Source organism: Paracoccus endophyticus (assembly GCF_003286075.1).
GTDB classification, from domain to species: domain Bacteria; phylum Pseudomonadota; class Alphaproteobacteria; order Rhodobacterales; family Rhodobacteraceae; genus Paracoccus; species Paracoccus endophyticus.
In genome coordinates, this window is the sequence record NZ_QLUV01000001.1 from 580907 (window position 1) to 603282 (window position 22376).

Genomic DNA, 22376 nt, shown 5'->3' on the forward strand with positions numbered 1-22376 from the left:
ATGAAGGACGCGAGCGACACCACCATCCGGGGCGGCGTGCACCAGTCCGTGCCCCATGATTCCGCCGTGCTGCACGTCACCGGACAGGCCGATTATACCGACGACCTGCCCGAGCCGGTGGGCACGCTGCACGCCTGTCTGGGCCTGTCGCAGATCGCGCACGGTCGCATCCGGTCGATGGACCTGGACCCGGTCCGCGCCGCGCCGGGCGTCGTCGGCGTGCTGACCGCCGCCGACCTGCCGGGCCACAACGACGTGTCGCCGCAGGGGCGGGGCGACGATCCGATCCTGGCGGACGGCGTCGTGCAGTTCTGGGGCCAGCCGGTCTTTGCGGTCATTGCCGAAACCCGCGACCAGGCCCGGCGGGCGGCGGCGCTGGCGCGCATCGACTATGACCCGCTGCCGCACCTGCTGGACCCGATCGCCGCGCGCGACGGCGGCGCGGGCTATGTGACGCCGCCCCTGACTCTGACGCGCGGCGACGCCGACGCGGCGCTGGCGGCCGCGCCCCGCCGCATCGACGGGCGCTTTGCCATCGGCGGGCAGGATCATTTCTACCTTGAGGGCCAGATCGCCCTGGCCATTCCCGGCGAGCGGGACGAGATCGCGCTGCACGTCTCGACCCAGCACCCGACCGAGGTGCAGCACATGGTGGCCCATGCGCTGGGGGTGCCGGCGGCGGCGGTGGTCGTGACGGTGCGGCGCATGGGGGGCGGGTTCGGGGGCAAGGAAACCCAGATGAACCTGTTCGCCTGCGTGGCCGCCATCGCGGCGAAACGCTGGCGCCGGGCCGTCAAGCTGCGCCCGGACCGCGACGACGACATGACCGCGACGGGCAAGCGCCATGATTTCGTCGTCGACTACAGCGTGGGCTTTGACGACGACGGGCGCATCCTGGGCGTCACCGGTGACTATTACGCCCGCTGCGGGTTCTCGGCCGACCTGTCGGGTCCGGTGACGGACCGGGCGCTGTTTCACGGCGACAACGCCTATTTCTATCCGGCGGTGCGGCTGCGGTCGCACCCGATTAAGACGAACACCGTCTCCAACACCGCCTTTCGCGGCTTTGGCGGCCCGCAGGGCGTCATCACGGCCGAACGGATGATCGAGGACATCGCCTATGCGCTGGATCGCGATCCGCTGGACGTGCGGCGGGCCAATCTGTACCGCGACGGCGACCTGACCCCCTATCACCAGCCGGTCGAGGACATGATCCTGCCCCGCCTGCTGGACGAGCTTGAGGCGTCGTCCGATTACCGCCGCCGGCGCCAGGCGGTGCTGGACTGGAACGCGCGGATGCAGGCGGGCGACGGCCCGATCCGCCGCGGCATCGCGCTGACCCCGGTCAAGTTCGGCATCAGCTTTACCGCCACGCATTTCAACCAGGCGGGCGCGCTGGTCCATGTGTATGCGGACGGCTCGATCCACCTGAACCACGGCGGCTGCGAGATGGGGCAGGGCCTGCACGTCAAGGTGGCGCAGGTCGTGGCCGATGCGTTCCAGGTCGATCTGGGGCTGGTCCATGTCACGCGGACGGCCACCGACAAGGTGCCCAACACCTCGGCCACGGCGGCCTCGACCGGGACGGACCTGAACGGCATGGCGGCGCTGGACGCCTGCGGGCAGATCAGGGCGCGGCTGGTCGCGTTCGCCTGCGCGGCCAAGGGGCTGACGCCGGATCAGGTGCGCTTCGCCGACGGCTGCGTCCACATGGGCGGCGAATCGATGCGCTGGTCGGAGTTCATCGAGACCGCCTATCTGGCCCGCGTCCACCTGTCCGCCGCCGGGTTCTATCGCACGCCCAAGATCCACTGGGACCGCACGACCGGGCGCGGGCGGCCGTTCTATTACTTTGCCTATGGCGCGGCCGTGACCGAGGTATCGGTGGACACGCTGAGCGGCGAATACGTGATCGAACGCGCCGACATCCTGCACGACGCGGGCCGCAGCCTGAACCCGGCCATCGACATCGGCCAGATCGAGGGCGGCTATGTTCAGGGCGTTGGCTGGCTGACCAGCGAGGAATTGTGGTGGGACGCGCAGGGCCGTCTGCGGACGCACGCGCCCTCGACCTACAAGATCCCGCTGGCGGGCGACCGGCCGCGGGTCTTCAACGTGGCGCGGGCCGACTGGTCGGAAAACCGCGAGATGACGATCAAGCGGTCCAAGGCGGTGGGCGAGCCGCCGTTCATGCTGGGCATCTCGGCGTTTCAGGCGATCGGCATGGCGGTGGCCTCGGTCGCCAATTACCGCGAAAACCCGCGGCTGGACGCGCCCGCGACGCCGGAACGGGTGCTGATGGCGGTGGAACGGCTGCGGCGATGATCCGGGTCCGCATCACCGCCGTCCGCGGGTCCACGCCGCGCGAGGCCGGGGCCGAGATGATGGTCGGCCCCGATACAGTGACCGGCAGCATCGGCGGCGGCGCGCTGGAATGGATGGCGATCGACCGCGCCCGCGCGATGCTGGCGCGGGGCGAGGACGGCGCCGCCATGGACGTGCCGCTGGGCCCCGAGATCGGGCAGTGCTGCGGCGGACGCGTCACGCTGGCGCTGGACCGCGCGCCCGCCACGCCCGAACCCCCGCGCCCGCCCGTCCTGATCTTTGGCGCGGGCCATGTGGGCCGGGCACTGGCGCGCGCGCTGGCCCCGCTGCCGCTGGCCCCGCTGCTGATCGACAGCCGTGCCGCGGAACTGGCCGCCGCCGGGGACGTGCCCGCGCGCCTGACGCCGCTGCCCGAATCCGAGATTCGTGCCGCCCCGCCCGGCGCGGCCATCGTCATCGTCACCCACGACCATGCGCTGGATTTCCTGCTGGCCGCCGAGGCGCTGTCGTGGGGCCGCGCGGCCTATGTCGGCATGATCGGCAGCGCGTCCAAGCGCGCGGCCTTTGCGCGCCACGCCCGCGCGCAGGGGATCGACCCCGCGCCCCTGGTCTGCCCCATCGGGGCCAACCCGACCGGCGACAAGCGCCCCGCCGTCATCGCGGCCTTTGCCGCGGCCGAGGTGACGGCGCGGCTGCTGGCGCCGGCGCGGGCGATCGCATGAGGACGCTGATCCGCGGCCGGTTGCTGACGTTCCACGCCGACCCGACCGACAGCGCCGCGGCGCACCGCCATGTCGAGGACGGCGCGCTGGTCGTGGCAGGCGGGTGCATCGCGGCGGTGGGCGACTACGCGGACCTGCGCGCCGAGGGCCTGCCCGAGATCGACCACCGGCCGCACCTGATCCTGCCCGGCTTCATCGACCCGCATATCCATTTCCCGCAACTGCAGGTCACTGCCAGCTGGGGCCGCGACCTGCTGGACTGGCTGAACCGCTATACCTTCCCCGAGGAAAGCCGCTTTGCCGACCCGGATCATGCCGCCTGGGCGGCCGGCGCGTTCCTGGACGAGCTGGCGCGCGCGGGCACGACCACGGCCAGCGTCTATGCCTCCAGCCACGCCGTGTCCGCCGACGCGCTGCTGGCCGAGGCGGACCGGCGCGGGCTGCGGATGAACGTGGGCCGCGTGATGATGGACCGCAACGCCCCGCCGGGCGTGCTGGACACCGCGCAGTCGTCCTATGACGACAGCGCCGCGCTGGCCCGCCGCTGGCATGGGCATGGGCGGCTGTCCACCGTGATCACGCCGCGCTTTGCGATCACCTCAAGCCCCGCGCAGATGGCGGCGGCGCAGGCGCTGGCGCAGGATTTCCCCGACTGCCCGATCCAGACGCATCTGTCGGAAAACGGCGACGAGATCGCGCTGACCCTGCAGCTGTATCCCGACCGCCGCGATTACCTGGACATCTATGACCACTACGGGCTGCTGGGGCCGCGCAGCCTGATGGGCCACTGCCTGCATCTGTCGGACCGCGAGATCGCGCGCATGGCGGACACCGGCACCCGCGCGATCTCTTGCCCGACCTCGAACCTGTTCCTGGGCTCGGGGCTGTTTGACCGCAAGCGCCTGCACGGCGCCGGCATCGTCACCGGCGTCGCCACCGACATCGGCGGCGGCACCGACTGGTCGATGCTGCGGACGCTGGGCGAGGCTTACAAGGTGTCGCAGATGCGCGGCCACCGGCTGCACCCGCTGGAGCTGATGCACTGGGCCACGCGCGGCAACGCCCTGGCGATGGGGCTGGCCGACCGGATCGGGACGCTGGATGCGGGGTCCGAGGCCGATCTGGTCGTGCTGGACGCCCGCGCCACGCCCGCGATGCGGCTGCGGATGGATCGCGCCGCCGATCTGGCGGACGAGCTGTTCGTGCTGACCACGATGGGCGACGACCGGGCGGTGGTGGAAACCTATGCGGCGGGACGGCCCATGAAAAAGCCGGGCTGACGCGCCCGGCTTTTCCTGGTCCGAATACACCGGCAGAGGGCGTCAGGCCGCGCCCAGCCCCTCGGTCGAGGCGAAGAACATCGCCTGCGAAACGGCCGAGCGGACCTGTTCCTCGGAATAGGGCTTGGAGATCAGGAACGCGGGTTCCGGGCGGTCGCCGGTCAGCAGCCGTTCGGGGAAGGCGGTGATGAAGATCACCGGCACGTCGCCCAGGCTGCCCATCAGCTCGTTGACCGCATCGACGCCGGACGATCCGTCGGCCAGCTGGATGTCGGCCAGGATCAGGTCGGGGCGGCGGTCGTGGGCCAGTTCGATCGCGGCGCTGTGGGTGCGCGCGATGCCCGTCACCTCGTGGCCCATGGCCTGCACGATGCCCTTCAGGTCCATGGCGATGATCGTCTCGTCCTCGATCACCATGACGCGGCCGCGGATGGCCCGGCCCATCTCGTTCAGGGCGATCTGGACCAGCTCCTCGGCCTCGTCCTGCTCGACCTGCATGATCTGGGCGATCTGGTCATAGCGCAGCTCCTCGATCGTGCGCAGCAGCAGCGCCTCGCGCGAGTTGGCGGTCAGGCCGCGCAGGTGGCTTTGCGCCGCCGCCTCGCGCGCCGACTGGTCGTCGCTTTCGACCGGCTGCCCCGAGCTTTGCCAGATGGCGTGGAAGGTGCGGAACAGGCCGATCCGCGTGTCCTCGCCGTTCATCAGCGAGCGATCGGCGAGGATGGCCTCCAGCGTGGCGGCCGCGTAATTGTCGCCGGCGGTCTGGCTGCCGGTCAGCGCCCGTGCGTAACGGCGCAGATAGGGCAGCTCCCGGCCGATGGATTGGGCAAGATCAGCAGCGGACATCACAACCTCGATAAACTTGGCCCTTTCGGGAACTTTCACGAACCTCTAACGGTTGGCCACCGTGCGCACAAGATTTCCGGGATAAAAGAAAAAATGACCATGAGGCGGGAAGAGCGCAAGCGCGCCGCCATCGAGAAGCAGATCGACGAGAATCTGCGGAAGGTGTATGAGCAGGAAACCTCGCAAGACGTGCCGGACCGGTTCCTGTCGCTGCTGCAGCGTTTGCGCGAGCAGGAGTAACGGACGACATGACCCGATCCGAGACGAACGCGCGGTCAGGCGATGATCCGCGCAGCGAACTGGTGAACCACCTGCCCGCACTGCGGGCCTTTGCGCTGTCGCTGACCCGCGAGGGGGCGTCGGCGGACGACCTGGTGCAGGACACCATCGTCAAGGCGTGGACCAACATGGACAAGTTCCAGGCGGGGACGAACCTGCGCGCCTGGCTGTTCACCATCCTGCGCAACACCTTCTATTCCGCCCGCCGCAAGACCCGGCGCGAGGTCAGCGACAGCGACGGCATCCATGCCGCCCGCCAGGCGACCCGCCCCGAGCATGACGGCCGGCTGGCGATGAACGACTTCCGCGTCGCCTTTGAGCAGCTGCCCGACGAACAGCGCGAGGCGCTGATCCTGGTGGGCGCCTCGGGGTTCTCGTACGAGGAGGCCGCCGGCATGACCGGGGTCGCGGTGGGGACCGTCAAGTCGCGGGCCAACCGCGGCCGGCGCCGCCTGGCCGAGCTGCTGCACATGGTCGAGGGCGAGGAACTGGACATGACGGATCGGGCGACCAAGGCGGTGATGGCGGCGCATCAACCCGTCTCTCGCTGAGGCGACCGGCGGATGCCGCGGTCGGCGGGCGAACTGTTCGGCTTTACGCGCAGCCTGGGCTTTCGCCTGGGGATGCTGCTGACCATCGCCATCCTGCCCATCGGCCTGATCTCGATCATCCAGACCCTGCATCTGTCGCGCGAGGCCGAGCGCGCGGCCGAATTGGCCCTGCTGGGCCGCACCGCGGCCGCCGCGGCCGGCGAGCGGGCGCTTCTGCAAAGCGCCATCGGCACGGCGGATGCGCTGGGACCGGCGGTGCTGACCACGCTCGACGACCCCGAGGCCTGTTCCGAGGTGATGCGCAACTTCGTCCAGCGCAGCGCCAGCTTTGTCTTTGCGGGCTTTACCGGCGTGGACGGGATCAACCGCTGCAACTCGACCGGCGCGCCGCCCACCGATCTGTCGTCGTCGCCCCATTACAAGGCGTTCGTCCAGAACCCCTCGACGCTGATCACGGCCACGGCGCGGGGCGTGCTGTCGGGGCAGTCGGTGGTCATCGTCTCGCAGCCGCTTTACCGGGATCGCGATCTGCTGGGCTATATCGCCGTGTCGCTGTCGCATGACCTGCTGCGGTCCACCCATGCGACGACGCCCGGCACGGACGGCGCCCATATCGTGACCTTCAACGCGGCCGGGCAGACGCTGTCGTCCGACAGCGACGTGGACACGACGGCGATCCTGCCGCGCGGGGTCACGCTGTCGCAGCTGGTGGCGCGGCGGGAAACGACCTTTGCCGAGATGTCGAACGCGGACGAGAAGCGCGTCTTCGCGGTGGTGTCGGTGGTTCCGGGCCTCGTCTATGCCCTGGGCAGCTGGAGCCCGCGGCAGACCGGCATCGCCGGGCTGGGCCTGTCACGTTTCGCCGCGGTGCTGTTTCCACTGGCGCTGTGGATCGTGTCGCTGGCCGTGGCCTATTTCGCGGTCTATCGGCTGGTGCTGCGCCATGTGCGCGAACTGCGCGGGCAGATGCGGCGCTTTGCCATCGGCGACCGGTCCACCCCGCCCCCGGTGCTGCAGAACGCCCCGGCCGAGATCGCGGACGTCAGCGAGACGTTCCACAACATGGCCCGCATCCTGATCCGCGACGAGGCGGCGATGGAGGAGGCGGTCCAGGAAAAGACCGTCCTGCTGAAAGAGGTCCACCACCGCGTCAAGAACAACCTTCAGTTGATCGCCTCGATCATCAACATGCAAAGCCGGGTGATCGACCATGCCGACGCCAAGCGGGTGCTGCGTTCGGTGCAGGATCGGGTGCAGTCGCTGGCGACGATCTATCGCAATCTCTATCAGGCCGAGCATCTCGATTCGGTCGAGGCCGAGCGGCTGGTCGCCGACATCATCCAGCAGATGAGCTCGGCCACCGTGGCGACGGGCACCGACCTGCGGATCGAAACGCGGCTGGAGCCGCTGACCCTGCTGCCTGACCAGGCCGTGCCGCTCAGCCTGCTGACCAACGAGGCGTTCACCAACGCGGTCAAATACGCGGGCCGTCCCGATCCCGGAACGCCGCCCTGGGTGCGCGTGACCCTGACCCGCGAAAGCGAGGATTGGGCGTGCCTGCAGGTCGAGAACTCGCTGAGCCCCGAGACCGCCGAGCTTGAGGGCACGGGCCTTGGCAGCCAGCTGATCGAGGCCTTCGCCGTCCAGCTTGAAGGCGAGGCCGAGGTCACGGCCGAGGACGGCGTCTATCGCATCAAGATGCGGTTCCGCCCCAGTTCCAGCCAGCGCGAGGCGTTCCGCCCCGAGGATTCGCGCCCCGTGGTCCTGACGTCCAAGGCGCGCGAGGGCGCCCGGCACTGAGCCGGCTGCGGCCGCCAGCGGGTCCGCGCGGTCAGCTGCCGGGTCCGAAGCGATCGGTGAACGTCCGCCCCTCGGTGTCGGCGGCCGTGACGGTGACGGGCTGGCCGTTGGGGACGAAGCCCAGCCGGAACACCGGGTTTTCCGAGATGGAAATCCCCCCCTCCATCGTCATCAGCAGCTCGTCCCCCTGCCGCATCTCGACGGTCGAGATGAACTCGGCCGGGATGTCCAGCAGCGTCACCTGATCGCGCTGCAATCCCGAGAAATTGGGATGGCGGATCATCAGCGTGCCCATCGCGCGCTCGCCCGTCGGCTCGGCCGTCCAGCGCATCTGGCCCATGGACGCGCGCGGGTCGCCCGCCTGTCCGGCCGGTGCCGCGCAGCCGCCCGAGGCCTTGACGAACCGCCCCGCCATCACCTGCCGCCCGTCGTCGAGCGTCGCGATGGCGCGCACGTCGGAATAGGCGTTGACCCGGACCCGCACCTCGAAATCGAGAGGGGCGGTGGCGGGGCCGAAGGTGAACTCGCCCGCGACCGGGGCGGGGTTCTCGTCGATCACCAGCGCAAGGCGTGCGATGCGGGGCGCACCGGGGGGCTGGGTGATGCGGATCGGGACCAGCGCCGGGTTGTCGGCGCGCGGGGGCGCGTCCAGATCCAGAACCGCCGGGTCCACCGGCGGATCGGTTTCGGTGCCGATGATCGAGGATCGCAGGTCGTCCCAGACGGGCGAGGGCACCAGCGGATTGTCGGCGGCCCAGCCTGGCGCGACCCATGCGGGTGCGGCCAGCGCGGCCAGGGCGAACGGCAGCAGGCGGGTCAGGACGGTCATGGTCGGGGCGCCTCCTCTCGCGCCATGCGGCGGTGGATCAGCTCGTCGGTCGGCGCGGCCGCATCGGCGTCGGCCCGGGCGTGGACGGCGGGGTTCAGGGGCGACCGGCTGCACACCGGGTCGGTGGCCGCGGCCTGTCCCGCCATGGCCATAGCCTGACAGCGGCAGCCACCGAAATCCAATGTTTTCCGCTCGCAGCTCTGGCACGGCTCGGGCATCCAGGCGGTGCCGCGGAACGCGTTGAAGGCGGGGCTTTCGTGCCAGATGGCGGCCAGCGGCGTGTCGCGGACATTGGCAAAGGTCAGCCCGGGGATCGTCTGTGCGGCGTGGCAGGGCAGGACCGTGCCGTCGGGCGTGACGTTCAGCCCGGTCGAGCCCCATCCCCCCATGCACGCCTTGGGAAAGCGGGCGTGGTGATCGGCGGGCACATAGTCGATGACCATCCGCCCGCGCAGCGCCGCCCGCGCCGCATCGACGACGCGGCGCGCCTGGGCCGCCTGTTCGCGCGTGGGCATCAGCGCGCGGCGGTTCAGGTCGGCCCAGCCGTGGAACTGGACGGTCGCCACCTCGATCCGGCGCGCGCCCATGGCCAGCGCCAGGTCGATCATCTGCGGCAGCGTGTCCAGGTTCTGGCGGTGGACGACCGCGTTGATGGTCAGCGGAAACCCGATCTCGGCGATCCAGCGGGCAACCTGCATCTTGCGGTCCCACGACCCCTGCATCCCGCCGATGCGGTCGGCCGCGGTCCGGCCCACCCCCTGCAGCGACAGCTGCACATGGTCCACCCCCGCGGCCTCCAGATCGCGCAGCCGCGCCAGCGTCAGCCCCAGCCCCGAGGTGATGAGGTTGACATACAGCCCCGCGTCGCGCGCGCCCCGCACGATGTCGGCCAGGTCGCGGCGCGAGGCGGGCTCGCCCCCCGACACATGGGTCTGCAACACCCCCAGGGCCGCGGCCTGCGCAAAGACGCCGGCCCACAGCGCCGCCGGCATCTCGGCGTCCGCGCGGGTCAGCTCGACCGGGTTCGAGCAATAGGGGCAGGACAGCGGGCAGCGGTGCGTGACCTCGGCCAGCATGGCCACGGGCAGGCCGGGGGTGACCGGGTTGCCCTGGAAATCGCGTGGCCCGGCGATGGTCATGGCGCCCTCACGAAGACCATGCGGCGGTCGATCAGCCCCTGCAGGAAGGCCCGGACATCGGCGTCGATCTGGTCGGCCGGCGCGGCATAGCGGGCGGCAAGGTCGGCCACGATGGCGCCCAGCGGGCGGCCGTCCAGCGCGGTCAGGATCGCCTCGCCCACCGCGTCAAGCTGCATCGCGCGTTCCGGGGCCTGCAGGATCGCCATGTCGCGCACGTGGTCGCGCGCCAGTCGCACGCCGCGCGGCAGAAACGGGATCATGCCCGCGTCCAGCGCCGGATCGGCAGGCGGGGCGACAAAGCCCGCGTCGTCGCACGGGGCCGCGGCCGTCGGGACGGGGACGGCGGCGGCCGCCGGGTCAGGGCCAGGGACCAGGGCGGGCAGCGGCTGGGCGGTCATGGCGCCAGCCCCTCGCCGGGGCGCCACGCGCCGGGCGGGATGGCGCCCGCGACATAGCCGTGCCACAGTGCGTCGAGCTGCGCCCACAGAACATCGGTCTTGAAGGTCAGCGCCGCGGCCGCCGCGTCCTGTTTTTCCAGCGTGTCGGCGTGGTCCAGCACCCATGCCAGGCCGAACGCCACGTCCTTGGGCGCCTCGGTCAGGCGGGTGCGGAAATAGGACAGGGCCGCGTCGTCGGCGAAATCATAATGCCTCAGCAGCCCCTCGATCCGCTCGGCATGGATGCGCGGCGCGAACATCTCGGTCAGGCTGGCCGCGACCGCATCCAGCAGCGGCATGTCGCGCACGAACCGGACATAGGCGTCCACCGCAAAGCGCGTGGCGGGCATGACGCCCACGCCGCTGGCGACATAGTCGGGGTCCAGCCCGACCGCGCGCGCCAGCGCCAGCCAGCGCCGGATGCCGCCGCCCTCGGCGACGCCGCCGTCGTGATCCTCGATCCGCGACCGCCAGACGCGGCGCAGGTCGGGATCGGTGACGCGCGACAGGAAGGCCGCGTCCTTCATCGGGATGCGCGACTGGTACTGCCAGCGGTTGACGACCCAGGCGCGCACCTCGTCGGGGGTGCACTGGCCGCCGTGCAGGCGGCGGTGGAACGGATGCAGGTCGTGATAGCGCTCGTCCCCGATCCGGCGCAGCCGCGCCTCGAACGCGTCGCGGGACAGCGGGACATTGGTGCGGGGGGCGTTCACAGCGTGATCTCCATGCCATCGTGGGCGACCTGCCACCCGGCGGCGCGGACCTGCGCCGATTCGGGAGAGGCCGGGTCGCAGAGCGGGTTCGAGTTGTTGACGTGCACATAGACGCGGCGCGCGGGCGCGGTCAGGCGCGCCAGGCTGCCCTCCGGGCCGGACACCGGCAGGTGCCCCATCCGGCGGCTGGTCTTGGTGCCAAGGCCCGCGCGGATCATCTCGTCATCGCTCCACAGGGTGCCGTCGAACAGCACCAGGTCGGCGCCGGCGATGCGCTGGGCCAGCCAGTCGGGCAGGTCGGCGCAGCCGGGAATGTACAGCGCCCGGCGGCCGTTCGCCGACAGCTCGACACCGACGGTGGTCTCGGCCAGCAGGTCGGTCTGCACCGTCTCGCCTTCCAGATACAGCGGCACCTTGCCGGGCACGGCAAAGATCGTGGCGCCAAGGCCGGGGGCAAGGTCCGCCGCCCGGTCCAGGGCCAGCGCGCGGCGCGTCACCAGATCGGGGTTCAGCGCGCCGAACACCGGGTTCGCGTCCAAGACCGCGTGAATCGCGGCGGTGGCGAACAGGTCGAAGGCTTGGGATTCGCGCAAGGTCAGCAGCCCGGCGACATGGTCGATGTCGCCGTTCGTGACCAGAACCGACCGCAGGGGCAGCGTGCGCGGCCCGGTCGGGTGCAGCGCGGGGGTGGCCGCCAGTTGCGCGCGGATGTCGGGCGAGGCGTTCAGGATCGCCCAGGTCTCGCCGTCGGCGCTGACGGCAAGGCTGCTCTGGCTCATGGCGTCCAGCCGGCCGGCCCGCGCGGCGTTGCAGTGGACGCAGCCGCAGTTCCATTGCGGCAGCCCGCCGCCGGCGCCCGCCCCCAGGATGATGATGCGCATCGCGTCGAACGCCGCCGGCGATGCGGCCCCGCCGGACGGGCGGGGCCGCGAACCGTCGTCGCGGTTCAGAACAGAACCGGTTCGTCCTCGGCCGGCGCATACATGTTGATTTCCATGCCGCAGGCGATTTCCTTGAGCGAAGGTTTGGTCCAGGCCATGTCGTCTCTCCGTCGATGGAACCGGGCAAGCCGGTCGAACCCTCAGGCTAAGGTAGTGGCGTCATGTGGCAAGCAGACGAAAGTGGCAGACGGGCCAGAAAATGCAGGGCCGCGCGCGGACGCGGGAATATACGGTCGATCGCGTTCGGGAAGGTTCGGCAATGCAGGTTCTGATTCTGACCGCCTGCCTGGCCGCGGCGGCGACCGACTGTGCCCCGCGCCTGCTGCCGGCGGGCATCGCGCCCGACCCGGCCGCCTGCGCCGCCCGGGGTGATTCGGTCGCATCGGGGTGGATCGCGGCCCATCCGGGTCTGGTGGCGCGGGGCTGGACCTGCGCGCCCCTGTCCGATGCCCCCGCCCTGCCGGTCGAGGAGGTCGCGCCGGGCATCCACGTCCACCGCGGCGCGGACGAGGGGCTGTCGCCGTCGAACGGCGGCGGCATCGCCAACCTGTCGTTCGTCGTGGGCACCGAGCGCGTCGCGGTCATCGACCCCGGCGGCTCTCGCGCCCAGGGCGAGGGGCTGTTCGCCGCCATCCGCCGGGTGACGCCCCTGCCCATCGGGCCGGTGATCCTGACCCACATGCACCCCGATCACATCGCCGGCGCGCAGGTCTTTGCCGAAGCAGGGGCCGAGATCGTGGGCGACGCCCGCCTGCCCGCCGCGCTGGACGCGCGCCGCGACACCTGGATGGACAGCATCCCCGCGCAGATCGGGGCGCAGGCGTGGCTGGGCACCGTGCTGGTCGCGCCCACGCGGCTGATCGACAGGCCGCAGTCTTTCGATCTGGGGGGCCGCAGCCTGCGGCTGCACCCGGTGCCGCGCGCCCACACCGACAGCGACCTGACGGTGCACGACGACCTGACCGGCACGCTGTTCACGGGCGATCTGGTGTTTCGGGGCCTGACGCCGGTGGTGGACGGCTCGCTGAAGGGCTGGCTGGCGTGGCTGGCGCAGCCGCCCCGCGGGGCGCCGGTGGTGCCCGGCCACGGACCCGTGGCGCCCGGCCTGGCGCAGGCGGCCGCCGACGAGACGCTGTATCTGAACGCCCTGCGCGACGCGGTGCGCGCGGCGCTGGACGCGGGGCAAGGGCTGTCGCAGGCCGTGCCCGCGATCGTTGCGGCGATGGCGCCGCAGCGTGGGACCTGGGCCGAGTTCGACGCCACGACCGCCCGCAACGCCGCCGCCGCCTATGCCGAGATGGAGTGGGACTGACGCCCCCGACTTTCGCACGAGTTGCGGTGCGGCCGGCCCCGGCTGCTATAGTGGCGCGGGGGAGATTGCGAATCATGGCCCAGCGGCCTCACGCGGACCTGGTGATCGAGCGGACGCACGCCACGGGCGACCTGTCGGCCCTGACCTCAAGCTGGCGACGCTCGGCCGTCAAGCACGGGCTGGACCCGGCCGCGCACACGCGCGCCGACCGCCTAGACGGGGCGGCGCTGGCCCGCCGGCGGCAGCGTCTGGACGGATTCCTGCATGTCGCCGCCCCGCAGCTTGACGCGCTGTACCGGCTGGTCTGCCCGACGGGCTGTTCGGTGCTGCTGACGGATGCGTGCGGGATCGTGCTGGACCGGCGGGTGGCCGAGGGCGACGCCGCCGCCTTTGACGACTGGGACCTTGCCCCCGGCGCCGACTGGTCCGAATCGGCGCAGGGGACCAACGGCATCGGCACCTGCCTGGCCGAGGGGCGGCAGGTCATCATCCACCGCGACGAACATTTCCTGTCCCGCAACACCGCGATGAGCTGTCTGGACGCCCCGATCCACGGACCCGACGGGCAGATGATCGCGGCGCTGGACGTCTCGTCGGCGCGTGCCGACCAGACCGGGCCGATGAACGCGCTGATCGGCGCCATGGTGGGCCAGACCGCGCGCCAGATCGAGGCGGCGTATTTCCGCGCGGCGTTTGTCGGCGCGCGCTTTGTGGTGGCGGGCGACAGCGGCGAGGCGCTGGTCGCGGTCGACCGCGACGACCTGGCGATCGGGGCCACGCGCGACGCGCGCCGGGCACTGGGCCTGCCTCGCCAGGGCGCGCTGAAGCCGCGTCCCCTGGCCGACCTGATCGGGCGCGACGACGAGATGCGGGGCCTTGACCGGGCCGAGCGGGCCGCCCTGATGCGGGCGCTGTCGCGCGCCGACGGCAACGTCTCGGCCGCGGCGCGGGCGCTGGGGGTGGGCCGGGCCACGCTTTACCGAAAAATGGCGCGGCTGGGGCTGCTGGCCCGCGCAGGTGACGGCCCCTGTCTCAGCGATGAGACAGTCGGCCCTGCGAATCGGCCGGGCGCGAATTGACCCGAAGGGGCGCCCCGCCGCAGCATGGCAGGCGACCCGGACGTGAAGGGCCGGGACAGATCGACAGACATCGACTTCAGGGAGGAAGAGATGCCGAACGACCAGACGCATGAGTTCAAGGGTGTCAGCGCGATGCCCTTTGCCAAGCGCTACGACAACTTCATCGGCGGCACCTGGGTTGCGCCCAGGGCCGGCCGCTATTTCGAGAACACGACGCCGATCACCGGCGCCGTCATCGGCGAGATCGCCCGCTCGGATGCCGACGACGTCACGGCGGCGCTGGATGCCGCCCATGCCGCGGCCGACAAGTGGGGCCGCACCAGCCCGCAGGCCCGCGCCGACATCCTGCTCAGGATCGCCGACCGGATGGAGCAGAACCTGGAACTGCTGGCGACGGCGGAAACCTGGGACAACGGCAAGCCCATCCGCGAGACGATGGCCGCCGACCTGCCGCTGGCCGTGGACCACTTCCGCTATTTTGCCGGCTGCCTGCGGGCGCAGGAAGGCTCGCTGAGCCAGATCGACGACGACACCGTGGCCTATCACTTCCACGAGCCGCTGGGCGTCGTGGGCCAGATCATCCCGTGGAACTTTCCGCTGCTGATGGCCTGCTGGAAGCTGGCCCCCGCACTCGCCGCAGGCAACTGCGTCGTGCTGAAGCCTGCCGAGCAGACGCCCGCGTCCATCATGCTGTGGGTCAGCGTGATCGGCGACCTTCTGCCGCCGGGCGTGCTGAACATCGTCAACGGATTCGGCCTGGAAGCCGGCAAGCCGCTGGCGTCGTCGAACCGGATCGGCAAGATCGCCTTCACCGGCGAAACCTCGACCGGGCGGCTGATCATGCAGTACGCGTCCGAGAACCTGATCCCCGTCACGCTGGAGCTGGGGGGCAAGTCGCCCAACATCTTCTTCGAGGACGTCGCGCGTGAAGACGACGACTTCTTCGACAAGGCGCTGGAAGGCTTCACCATGTTCGCGCTGAACCAGGGCGAGGTCTGCACCTGCCCGTCGCGCGTGCTGATCCAGGAGTCGATCTACGACAAGTTCATGGAACGCGCGGTCAAGCGGGTCGAGGCGATCAAGCAGGGCGACCCGCGCCAGGGCGACACGATGATCGGCGCGCAGGCGTCCGGCGAGCAGCGCGACAAGATCCTGTCGTATCTGGAGATCGGCCGGAACGAGGGCGCCGAGGTCCTGACCGGCGGCGGTGCGGCCGATCTGGGCGGAGAGCTGTCCAGCGGCTATTACATCAAGCCCACGATCTTCAAAGGCAACAACAAGATGCGGATCTTCCAGGAGGAGATCTTCGGCCCGGTGGTGTCGGTCACGACCTTCAAGGACCGTGACGAGGCGCTGTCGATCGCCAACGACACGCTCTACGGCCTGGGCGCGGGCGTGTGGTCGCGCGACGCCAACACCTGCTATCGCATGGGCCGCGAGATCAAGGCGGGCCGGGTCTGGACCAACTGCTATCACGCCTATCCGGCCCACGCGGCCTTTGGCGGGTACAAGCAGTCGGGCATCGGGCGCGAAAACCACCGCATGATGCTGGATCATTACCAGCAGACCAAGAACATGCTGGTCAGCTACAGCCCCAAGAAGCTGGGCTTCTTCTAAGGCGACACCGGCGCGCCCCCCCGCGGGGCGCGCCACATCCTTTCGTGCCGTCCGGCGCGGCTGCGGGACCAGCCGCTGAACCGCAACGCTGCCCGCGGCGTTCGGCCGGAAACGGACAGCGTGGTCATGCCCAGCGACAGCGGAACCATCGTCGATCCCCAGGACGCCGCCGAAAGCGTGGGGCTGGTCTATGTGACCGACGCCGACCCCGGCATCACCCGCCGCCGCACGGGCAAGGGGTTTTCCTTTCGCGACCCCGAGGGGCGAACGATCCGGGACAAGGCGGTGCTGGCCCGCGCCAAGGCGCTGGCGATCCCGCCGGCCTGGACCGATGTGTGGATCTGTCCTGACCCGGACGGTCACATCCAGGCCACCGGCCGTGACGCCAAGGGGCGCAAGCAATACCGCTATCACCCCCGCTTCCGCGAGGTGCGCGACAGCACCAAGTACGAACGCATGCTGGATTTCGCCGCTGCCCTGCCGGGGTTGCGCGCCCGGGTGGACGCCGACATGGCCCGCCCCGGGATGAGCCGCGAGAAGGTGCTGGCGACCGTGGTGCATCTGCTGGAGACGACGATGATCCGCGTCGGCAACGCCGATTACGCCCGGCAGAACAAGTCGCACGGCCTGACCACGCTGAAGGACCGCCACGTCAAGGTCGCGGGGTCCGAGGTCCGGTTCTCGTTCAAGGGCAAAAGCGGCAAGCACTGGACGCTGGACGTGCAGGACCGGCGCGTCGCGCGGATCGTCAAGGCCAGCCAGGACCTGCCCGGCCAGCACCTGTTCCAGTACCTTGACGACGAAGGCCAGCAGCGCGTCGTGACCTCGGGCGACGTCAATGCCTATCTGCGCGACATCACCGGCCGCGACATCACGGCCAAGGATTTCCGCACCTGGACGGGCACGGTCCTGGCCGCGCTGGCGCTGGCCGAATACGAGGCGGCCGACAGCGAGGCCGCGGCCAGGCGCAACGTGCGCGAGGCGATCGAGCGCGTCGCGGCCCGCCTGGGCAACACGCCGACGATCTGCCGCAAGTGCTATGTCCACCCGGCGGTCATCGAAACCTACCTGTCCGACGATCTGGTGCTGGACCTGCGCGAGGAGATCGCGGACGATCTGGACGAACCCGCCCTGCGCCCCGAGGAGCGGCGGGTCCTGACCTTCCTTCAGGAAAGGCTTGCCGCATGACCCCCGACCCTCTGCCCGCCCGCGACCGCGTGGCCGCCACCCCCGCGGCGCTGGCGCTGCTGGCCGAGATCGTCGCCGACCACGGGCCGGTGATGTTCCACCTGTCGGGCGGGTGCTGCGACGGGTCCTCGCCCATGTGCTATGCGCTGGGCGATTTCCGGCTGAGCGAACGCGACGTGCTGCTGGGCCATGTCGGCGCGGCGCCGTTCTATACCGGCGGCGCGCAGGCGGCGGCCTGGGCCGACACCGACCTGCTGATCGACGCCGTGCCCGGCCGTGGCGGGATGTTCAGCCTGGACAACGGGCGCGAGCGGCGGTTCCTGGTGCGCGCGCCCACTTGCGCCCCCTGACCGCACGGGCCACATCGGGCCGGACGGAACAGGGGGGCGATCATGGCGCACAGGGTCTTCATCGATGGCGAGGCAGGGACCACCGGCCTGCAGATCCGCGACCGGCTGGCCCGGCGCAGCGACGTCGACCTGATCCAGATCGACCCGGCGCGGCGCAAGGACCCCGACGCCCGGCGCGACGCCATGGCCGCCGCGGACGTGGCGATCCTGTGCCTGCCCGACGCCGCCGCGCGCGAGGCGGTGGCGCTGGCCGAGGGGCTGCCCCAAGGCCGGGGCGTGCGCTTCATCGACGCCTCCAGCGCGCATCGCGTGGCGGATGGCTGGACCTATGGCTTTGCGGAGCTGGCGCCCGGCGCCCGCGCGGCCATCGCGGCCTCCGCGCGCGTGTCGAACCCCGGCTGCTATGCCACCGGCGCGATCGCCCTGCTGGCGCCCCTGGTCGCGGCGGGGGTGCTGGCCGCGGACGAGGTCGCCTCGATCAACGCGGTCAGCGGCTATACCGGCGGCGGCAAGGATCTGATCGCCGAGATGGAGGGCCAGGGCGCGCCCGACCATTTCGTCTATGCCCTGGGCCAGGCCCACAAGCATCTGCCCGAGATCATCGCCCGGTCCGCCCTGACCCGCCGGCCGGTCTTTGCGCCGGCCGTGGGGCGATTCGCCCAGGGCATGGTCGTGCAGGTGCCGGTGCAGCTGAATGGCCGCCGGCTGGCCGACCTGCACGATGCGCTGGCCGCGCATTACGCCGACGAACGCTTTGTCCGCGTGATCCCGCCGCAGCCGCGCGTGGTGCCCACCGTGCTGAACGACACCAACGATCTGGAACTGTCGGTGCATGGCAGCGACGACAGCGGCTGCGCCGTGCTGGTCGCGGTGCTGGACAACCTGGGCAAGGGCGCCTCGGGGGCCGCGGTGCAGAACCTCAACCTGATGATCGGAGCGGACGAGGACGCGGGGCTTTGACGCGCCCTTGACCGGCTGGCCTAGTCGCCGGCGGCCCAGGGGTTCGAGACCTTCGGCACCGCGTCATCGTCGGCCTTGATCTGGCGCGCCTCGCCGATCAGCATGATCGGGATGCCGGCGCGGATCGGAAAGGCCAGCCCGGCCGTGCGCGACACCAGCTCTTGCCGGGTGGCGTCATAGTCCAGCCGGCCGTGCGTCAGCGGGCAGACCAGCGCCTCCAGCATGTGGCGGTCAAAGGTGGGGACGGCAGGCTCGTGGGTCCGGGTCAATGCATCCGCTCCTCGTCGTCGCCGCCGATGTGCAGCGCGAATTCGATCAGCCCGTCCAGCATGGCGCGCCGTTCGGGCAGGGTCTCGGCCTCCAACAGGGCCTGCTTTTCCTCGGGACCCAGGGGCAGCAGCATGGCCAGGCTGTTGACCAGCAGCTCGTCCTCGGCCTCCTCGGCGGCGTTCCAGTCGGTGGACAGGTCATGCGCGGCCATGTAGCGGCCCAGCCGCTCCATGAAGCCGGCGCGGTCGAAGGCGGGGTCGTCGGCGGACTGCCCGGCCCGGTCGCGCTTGAACCCCGACCAGTCCACGCGACCGCGCGGATAGGGGGTGAAGCCGTCGATGGCCTCGACCAGGCGGAACCGCGAGACGGCCGCCAGCGACACCATCATCCGCCCGTCATCGGTTTCCGAGAACATGGTGACGCGCCCGGCGGTGCCGATGCTGGCCAGCCCGTCGCCCGCCGGCTGGATCATGCCGATCAGGCGATGGCCGGACTTCAGCACGTCCTCCATCATCTGCAGGTACCGCGGCTCGAAGATCTGCAGCGGCAGGCGCGTGCGCGGCAGCAGCACCGCGCCCGGCAGCGTGAACAGCGGGATGGTGTCGGGCAGCGCGGATTCGCGGCGCGGCATGTCAGGCGAAGATCAGCGACGACAGCCGCCGCCGGCCCTTCTGGGCCAGGGGGTCGTTGGGCTTCATGGCGTCGAAGATGGTGATCAGCCGCGTCTTGGCCGCGCCGTCGTTCCAGTCCCGGTCGCGGCGGAACGATTCAAGCAACTGGTCGATCGCCTCCTCGACCCGGCCCGCGGCATGCAGGGCGGTGGCATAGTCCATGCGCGCCTGGTGATCGCCCGGCTCGGCTGCGACGCGCCGTTCCAGGTCGGCCAGCGGCCCGGCCTTGGCGGCCTGCTGCGCCAGCGCCAGCTGGGCGCGGGCGGCCTCGACCGGGGCGGACCCGGCGACGGCGGCGGGCACGCGCGACAGGGCCTCGGCGGCGGCGTCGGTGTCGGCCCCGGCCAGCCGGGCGCGGATCAGGCCGGCCCAGGCCTGCGCGTTCTCGCCTTCCTCGTCCAGGATGGCGGCGAATGTCTCGGCCGCGTCGTCGGTGGCGCCCTCGGCCAGCATCTGCTCGGCCGCCTCCAGCGCGGCGCCCAGGCCGCCGTCGTCGCCGCCCAGCGCGATCAGCTTGTCCACGAACTTGCGGATCTCGCTGGGGGGCAGCGCGCCCTGGAACGCATCGACCGGCTGGCCCTGGAAGAACGCATAGACGGTCGGGATCGACTGCACCCGCAGCTGCGAGGCGATCATCTGGTTCTTGTCCACATCGACCTTGACCATGCGGACGCGGCCCTTGTGGCGCGACACCTCGGCCTCCAGCGCGGGGCCAAGGGTCTTGCACGGCCCGCACCACGGCGCCCAGAAATCGACGATCACCGGCACCTTCATCGAGGCGTCGATCACCTCGGCCATGAACTCGGCCTCGGTGACGTCCTTGATGAAATCGGCGGTCTGCGGCTGCTCGCCCGCGCCCTGAAGCAACATCGCACGGCCCTCTGGTTGTTCCGGTCGGGGGCAATATGGCCCCTGGGGCGGGCGGATGAAAGGGGGCGGCGCCTGCGACGCTGCCGCCGCTGCGGCGGGCTGCGCTGCCGATCCTGTTCACGCGGGGCGCGCGCTGCGCGGGCAGGCCCGGGACGGACATCCGCGCGGGCGTGTTCCGCGGCCTCCGCGTCTCGATGCCGCCGCTGCCGGTGCTGATCGTCGCGGGGGGGCTGAGGGACCTGGGCGGTCACGCGCTGGCCGACACCGGCCCGGCCTCAGCCGCGGATCGTGTCCCCCGCTCAGACCCGCAGGTCAAAGCTGGCCATCACCGGCACGTGGTCGCTGGGCTGGTCCCATCCCCGCACCGGGCGCAGGATGCGGCTGGCGTGGCCCGAGGCCGCAATGTCGGCCGTGGCCCAGACATGGTCCAGCCGGCGGCCCCGGTCGGACGCCTGCCAGTCGCGGTTGCGGTAGGACCACCAGGAAAACAGCGGGCCTGTGGGAATGTCCTTGCGCGTGATGTCCACCCAAGCCCCCGCCTCCTGCGCGTCGGTCAGGTGCTGCACCTCGATGGGCGTGTGGCTGACCATCCGACGCAAGACCTTGTGCGACCAGACGTCATCCTCGCGCGGGGCGATGTTCAGGTCGCCCACCAGGATCGAGCGTGCGGGCCGGTCGGCGCGGAACGCGTCGCGCATGTCGGTCAGGTAATCCAGCTTCTGGCCGAACTTGACGTTGACCTCGCGGTCGGGCTCGTCACCGCCCGCGGGCACATAGACGTTGTGGATGGTCACGCCGTTGTCCAGCCGGGCCGCGACATGGCGGGCATGGCCCAGCCCCGCGTGGTCGCGGTCGCCCGCGTCGGTGATCGGCAGCCGCGACAGGATCGCCACGCCGTTGTAGCCGCGCTGGCCGCGGGCGACCATCCAGCGATAGCCGGCGTCGTGGAACAGCTGCGCGGGGATCTGGTCCACCAGGGCCTTGCATTCCTGCAGGCACAGCACGTCGGGCGCCTCGTCGGTCAGCAGCCGCAGCACCAGCGCCGAACGCAGCCGGACCGAGTTGATGTTCCAGGTGGCAACGGTGAACATGGCGCGCGCAATAGCCCGCGCCGGGCAAAAGGGAAAGCCGATGAACCAGCTTGTGGACGGCCGCTGGACCTATGGCCCCGTCGGGTCCGACCCCGGCGCGGGGGGCGACTATCGACGCCAGACCGCCGGGTTCCGCCACTGGATCACGCCGGACGGCGCGCCGGGTCCGTCCGGCCGCGGCGGATTCGCGGCGGAAAGCGGGCGCTATCACCTGTATGTCTCGTATGCCTGCCCCTGGGCGCACCGCACGCTGATCGTCCGCGAACTGAAGGGGCTGGCCCCGCACATCGGCGTCTCGGTCGTGCATCCGGTGATGGGGCGGGACGGCTGGTCCTTTGCGACCGACTTTCCCGGCGCGACCGGCGACGCGCTGTATGGCGCGGACCATATCCGCGATCTGTATCTGCGCGCCGATCCGCACATGACCGGCAAGACCACGGTGCCGGTCCTGTGGGACCGCGCGCAGCAGACCATCGTGTCCAACGAATCCAGCGAGATCATCCGCATGTTCGACAGCGCCTTCGACGCGCTGACCGGCAGCGCGGTGCGGTTCTGGCCGGCCGAGCTGCGCGACGCGATCGAGGCGGTGAACGAGCGGGTCTATCCGCAGTTCAACAACGGGGTCTACCGGGCGGGCTTTGCCTCGACGCAGAAGGCTTATGACGCGGCGGTCGGCCCCGTGTTCCAGACGATGCAGTGGGCGGACGAGCGCCTGTCGCGCGACCGCTATCTGACGGGCGACCGGCTGACCGAGGCGGACTGGCGCCTGTTCACCAGCGCGGTGCGGTTCGACACGGTCTATCACACGCATTTCAAGTGCAACCGCGCCTGGCTGCGCGACTATCCGAACCTGTGGGGCTGGACGCGCGACCTGTACCAGATGCCGGGCATCGCCGACACCGTGCGGCAGGACCACATCACCCATCATTATTACCGCAGCCACCCCGACATCAATCCGTTCGGGATCATCCCGATCAACCCGGTGATCGACTGGGACGCGCCGCACGGGCGCGGCTGAGCGGCCCTGTTCGGCGGGCGCATCGGGCGGGCGGGCGGAAAAAAAAGCCCCGGCAAAAGCCGGGGCCAGGGACAGGGAGGAGGGGATG

24 protein-coding genes are annotated in these 22376 nt (G+C 70.8%); 13 read left to right on the forward strand and 11 right to left on the reverse strand.

Annotation, left to right across the window (positions count from 1 at the left end; all coding sequences use genetic code 11):
- The 3 genes from xdhB to guaD are packed head-to-tail and all read left to right on the forward strand — an operon-like array spanning position 1 to position 4327.
- Positions 1–2325, forward strand: a complete 2325-nt coding sequence (gene xdhB / locus DPQ23_RS02795) for a xanthine dehydrogenase molybdopterin binding subunit (RefSeq protein ID WP_112873117.1) — start codon at positions 1–3, stop codon at positions 2323–2325.
- On the forward strand, positions 2322–3047 hold the full coding sequence (gene xdhC, locus DPQ23_RS02800; RefSeq protein ID WP_112873118.1) for a xanthine dehydrogenase accessory protein XdhC: 726 nt from the start codon (positions 2322–2324) through the stop codon (positions 3045–3047). Before xdhB ends, xdhC begins: the two co-directional genes overlap by 4 nt.
- Positions 3044–4327 (forward strand): guanine deaminase, encoded by a 1284-nt coding sequence (gene guaD, locus DPQ23_RS02805; RefSeq protein WP_112873119.1) that lies wholly within the window; start codon positions 3044–3046, stop codon positions 4325–4327. Before xdhC ends, guaD begins: the two co-directional genes overlap by 4 nt.
- Before the next feature lie 42 nt (positions 4328–4369).
- Here the strand turns inward: guaD and DPQ23_RS02810 are convergent, their stop codons facing one another.
- Complete coding sequence (locus tag DPQ23_RS02810; protein ID WP_112873120.1) at positions 4370–5173, reverse strand: response regulator; 804 nt, start codon at positions 5171–5173, stop codon at positions 4370–4372.
- A 93-nt stretch (positions 5174–5266) separates the two neighbouring features.
- Between DPQ23_RS02810 and DPQ23_RS02815 the strand changes: the two genes are divergently transcribed.
- Genes DPQ23_RS02815 through DPQ23_RS02825 form a run of 3 tightly spaced genes read left to right on the forward strand, consistent with a single transcriptional unit; the run spans position 5267 to position 7803 of the window.
- The gene (locus tag DPQ23_RS02815) at positions 5267–5413 is read left to right on the forward strand and encodes a NepR family anti-sigma factor (RefSeq protein ID WP_112873121.1); all 147 of its coding nucleotides are present in this window, start codon (positions 5267–5269) and stop codon (positions 5411–5413) included.
- A gap of 8 nt (positions 5414–5421) precedes the next feature.
- On the forward strand, positions 5422–6003 hold the full coding sequence (locus tag DPQ23_RS02820; RefSeq protein WP_112873122.1) for an RNA polymerase sigma factor: 582 nt from the start codon (positions 5422–5424) through the stop codon (positions 6001–6003).
- A gap of 12 nt (positions 6004–6015) precedes the next feature.
- Positions 6016–7803, forward strand: a complete 1788-nt coding sequence (locus DPQ23_RS02825) for a sensor histidine kinase (protein WP_112873123.1) — start codon at positions 6016–6018, stop codon at positions 7801–7803.
- 31 nt (positions 7804–7834) lie between these two features.
- Here the strand turns inward: DPQ23_RS02825 and DPQ23_RS02830 are convergent, their stop codons facing one another.
- From DPQ23_RS02830 to pqqA, 6 genes are all read right to left on the reverse strand, one after another.
- On the reverse strand, positions 7835–8632 hold the full coding sequence (locus tag DPQ23_RS02830) for a quinoprotein dehydrogenase-associated SoxYZ-like carrier (protein ID WP_112873124.1): 798 nt from the start codon (positions 8630–8632) through the stop codon (positions 7835–7837).
- Complete coding sequence (pqqE, locus tag DPQ23_RS02835; protein ID WP_112873125.1) at positions 8629–9771, reverse strand: pyrroloquinoline quinone biosynthesis protein PqqE; 1143 nt, start codon at positions 9769–9771, stop codon at positions 8629–8631. The genes DPQ23_RS02830 and pqqE overlap by 4 nt, the downstream gene beginning before the upstream one ends.
- On the reverse strand, positions 9768–10169 hold the full coding sequence (pqqD, locus tag DPQ23_RS02840) for a pyrroloquinoline quinone biosynthesis peptide chaperone PqqD (RefSeq protein ID WP_338067039.1): 402 nt from the start codon (positions 10167–10169) through the stop codon (positions 9768–9770). The genes pqqE and pqqD overlap by 4 nt, the downstream gene beginning before the upstream one ends.
- Entirely contained in the window at positions 10166–10921 is a 756-nt protein-coding gene (pqqC, locus tag DPQ23_RS02845) for a pyrroloquinoline-quinone synthase PqqC (RefSeq protein ID WP_240602330.1), read from the reverse strand. Before pqqC ends, pqqD begins: the two co-directional genes overlap by 4 nt.
- A complete protein-coding gene (gene pqqB / locus DPQ23_RS02850) occupies positions 10918–11802 on the reverse strand; it encodes a pyrroloquinoline quinone biosynthesis protein PqqB (RefSeq protein ID WP_112873126.1) in 885 nt (294 codons plus the stop codon). The genes pqqC and pqqB overlap by 4 nt, the downstream gene beginning before the upstream one ends.
- A gap of 65 nt (positions 11803–11867) precedes the next feature.
- On the reverse strand, positions 11868–11960 hold the full coding sequence (gene pqqA / locus DPQ23_RS02855) for a pyrroloquinoline quinone precursor peptide PqqA (RefSeq protein ID WP_112873127.1): 93 nt from the start codon (positions 11958–11960) through the stop codon (positions 11868–11870).
- Positions 11961–12121: 161 nt separating this feature from the next.
- Between pqqA and DPQ23_RS02860 the strand changes: the two genes are divergently transcribed.
- The 6 genes from DPQ23_RS02860 to argC all read left to right on the forward strand — a co-directional run bounded on the left by DPQ23_RS02860 (position 12122) and on the right by argC (position 18368).
- Positions 12122–13174 carry a quinoprotein relay system zinc metallohydrolase 2 gene (locus tag DPQ23_RS02860; protein ID WP_112873128.1) on the forward strand — a complete coding sequence of 351 codons (1053 nt, stop codon included), beginning with the start codon at positions 12122–12124 and terminating at the stop codon, positions 13172–13174.
- A gap of 74 nt (positions 13175–13248) precedes the next feature.
- Positions 13249–14253 carry a GAF domain-containing protein gene (locus tag DPQ23_RS02865; RefSeq protein ID WP_112873129.1) on the forward strand — a complete coding sequence of 335 codons (1005 nt, stop codon included), beginning with the start codon at positions 13249–13251 and terminating at the stop codon, positions 14251–14253.
- 90 nt (positions 14254–14343) lie between these two features.
- Positions 14344–15870 (forward strand): aldehyde dehydrogenase, encoded by a 1527-nt coding sequence (gene adh, locus DPQ23_RS02870; RefSeq protein ID WP_112873329.1) that lies wholly within the window; start codon positions 14344–14346, stop codon positions 15868–15870.
- A 126-nt stretch (positions 15871–15996) separates the two neighbouring features.
- Complete coding sequence (locus tag DPQ23_RS02875) at positions 15997–17058, forward strand: DNA topoisomerase IB (RefSeq protein WP_112873130.1); 1062 nt, start codon at positions 15997–15999, stop codon at positions 17056–17058.
- The gene (locus DPQ23_RS02880) at positions 17055–17408 is read left to right on the forward strand and encodes a DUF779 domain-containing protein (protein WP_112873131.1); all 354 of its coding nucleotides are present in this window, start codon (positions 17055–17057) and stop codon (positions 17406–17408) included. Before DPQ23_RS02875 ends, DPQ23_RS02880 begins: the two co-directional genes overlap by 4 nt.
- 42 nt (positions 17409–17450) lie before the next feature.
- Entirely contained in the window at positions 17451–18368 is a 918-nt protein-coding gene (gene argC, locus DPQ23_RS02885; RefSeq protein WP_112873132.1) for an N-acetyl-gamma-glutamyl-phosphate reductase, read from the forward strand.
- Between the two features lie 20 nt (positions 18369–18388).
- Here argC and DPQ23_RS02890 read toward each other — a convergent pair whose 3' ends face one another.
- The 4 genes from DPQ23_RS02890 to DPQ23_RS02905 all read right to left on the reverse strand — a co-directional run bounded on the left by DPQ23_RS02890 (position 18389) and on the right by DPQ23_RS02905 (position 21270).
- Positions 18389–18592, reverse strand: a complete 204-nt coding sequence (locus DPQ23_RS02890) for a Trm112 family protein (RefSeq protein ID WP_112873330.1) — start codon at positions 18590–18592, stop codon at positions 18389–18391.
- Positions 18593–18633: 41 nt separating this feature from the next.
- Positions 18634–19269: an LON peptidase substrate-binding domain-containing protein gene (locus tag DPQ23_RS02895; protein WP_112873133.1), complete on the reverse strand. Its 636-nt coding sequence runs from the start codon at positions 19267–19269 to the stop codon at positions 18634–18636.
- Position 19270: 1 nt separating this feature from the next.
- A complete protein-coding gene (locus DPQ23_RS02900) occupies positions 19271–20179 on the reverse strand; it encodes a thioredoxin family protein (RefSeq protein WP_112873134.1) in 909 nt (302 codons plus the stop codon).
- 299 nt (positions 20180–20478) lie between these two features.
- Positions 20479–21270: an exodeoxyribonuclease III gene (locus DPQ23_RS02905; RefSeq protein ID WP_112873135.1), complete on the reverse strand. Its 792-nt coding sequence runs from the start codon at positions 21268–21270 to the stop codon at positions 20479–20481.
- 40 nt (positions 21271–21310) lie between these two features.
- Here DPQ23_RS02905 and DPQ23_RS02910 point away from each other — a divergent pair, with 40 nt between their 5' ends.
- A complete protein-coding gene (locus DPQ23_RS02910) occupies positions 21311–22288 on the forward strand; it encodes a glutathione S-transferase family protein (RefSeq protein WP_112873136.1) in 978 nt (325 codons plus the stop codon).
- The last annotated feature ends 88 nt before the right edge of the window (positions 22289–22376 follow it).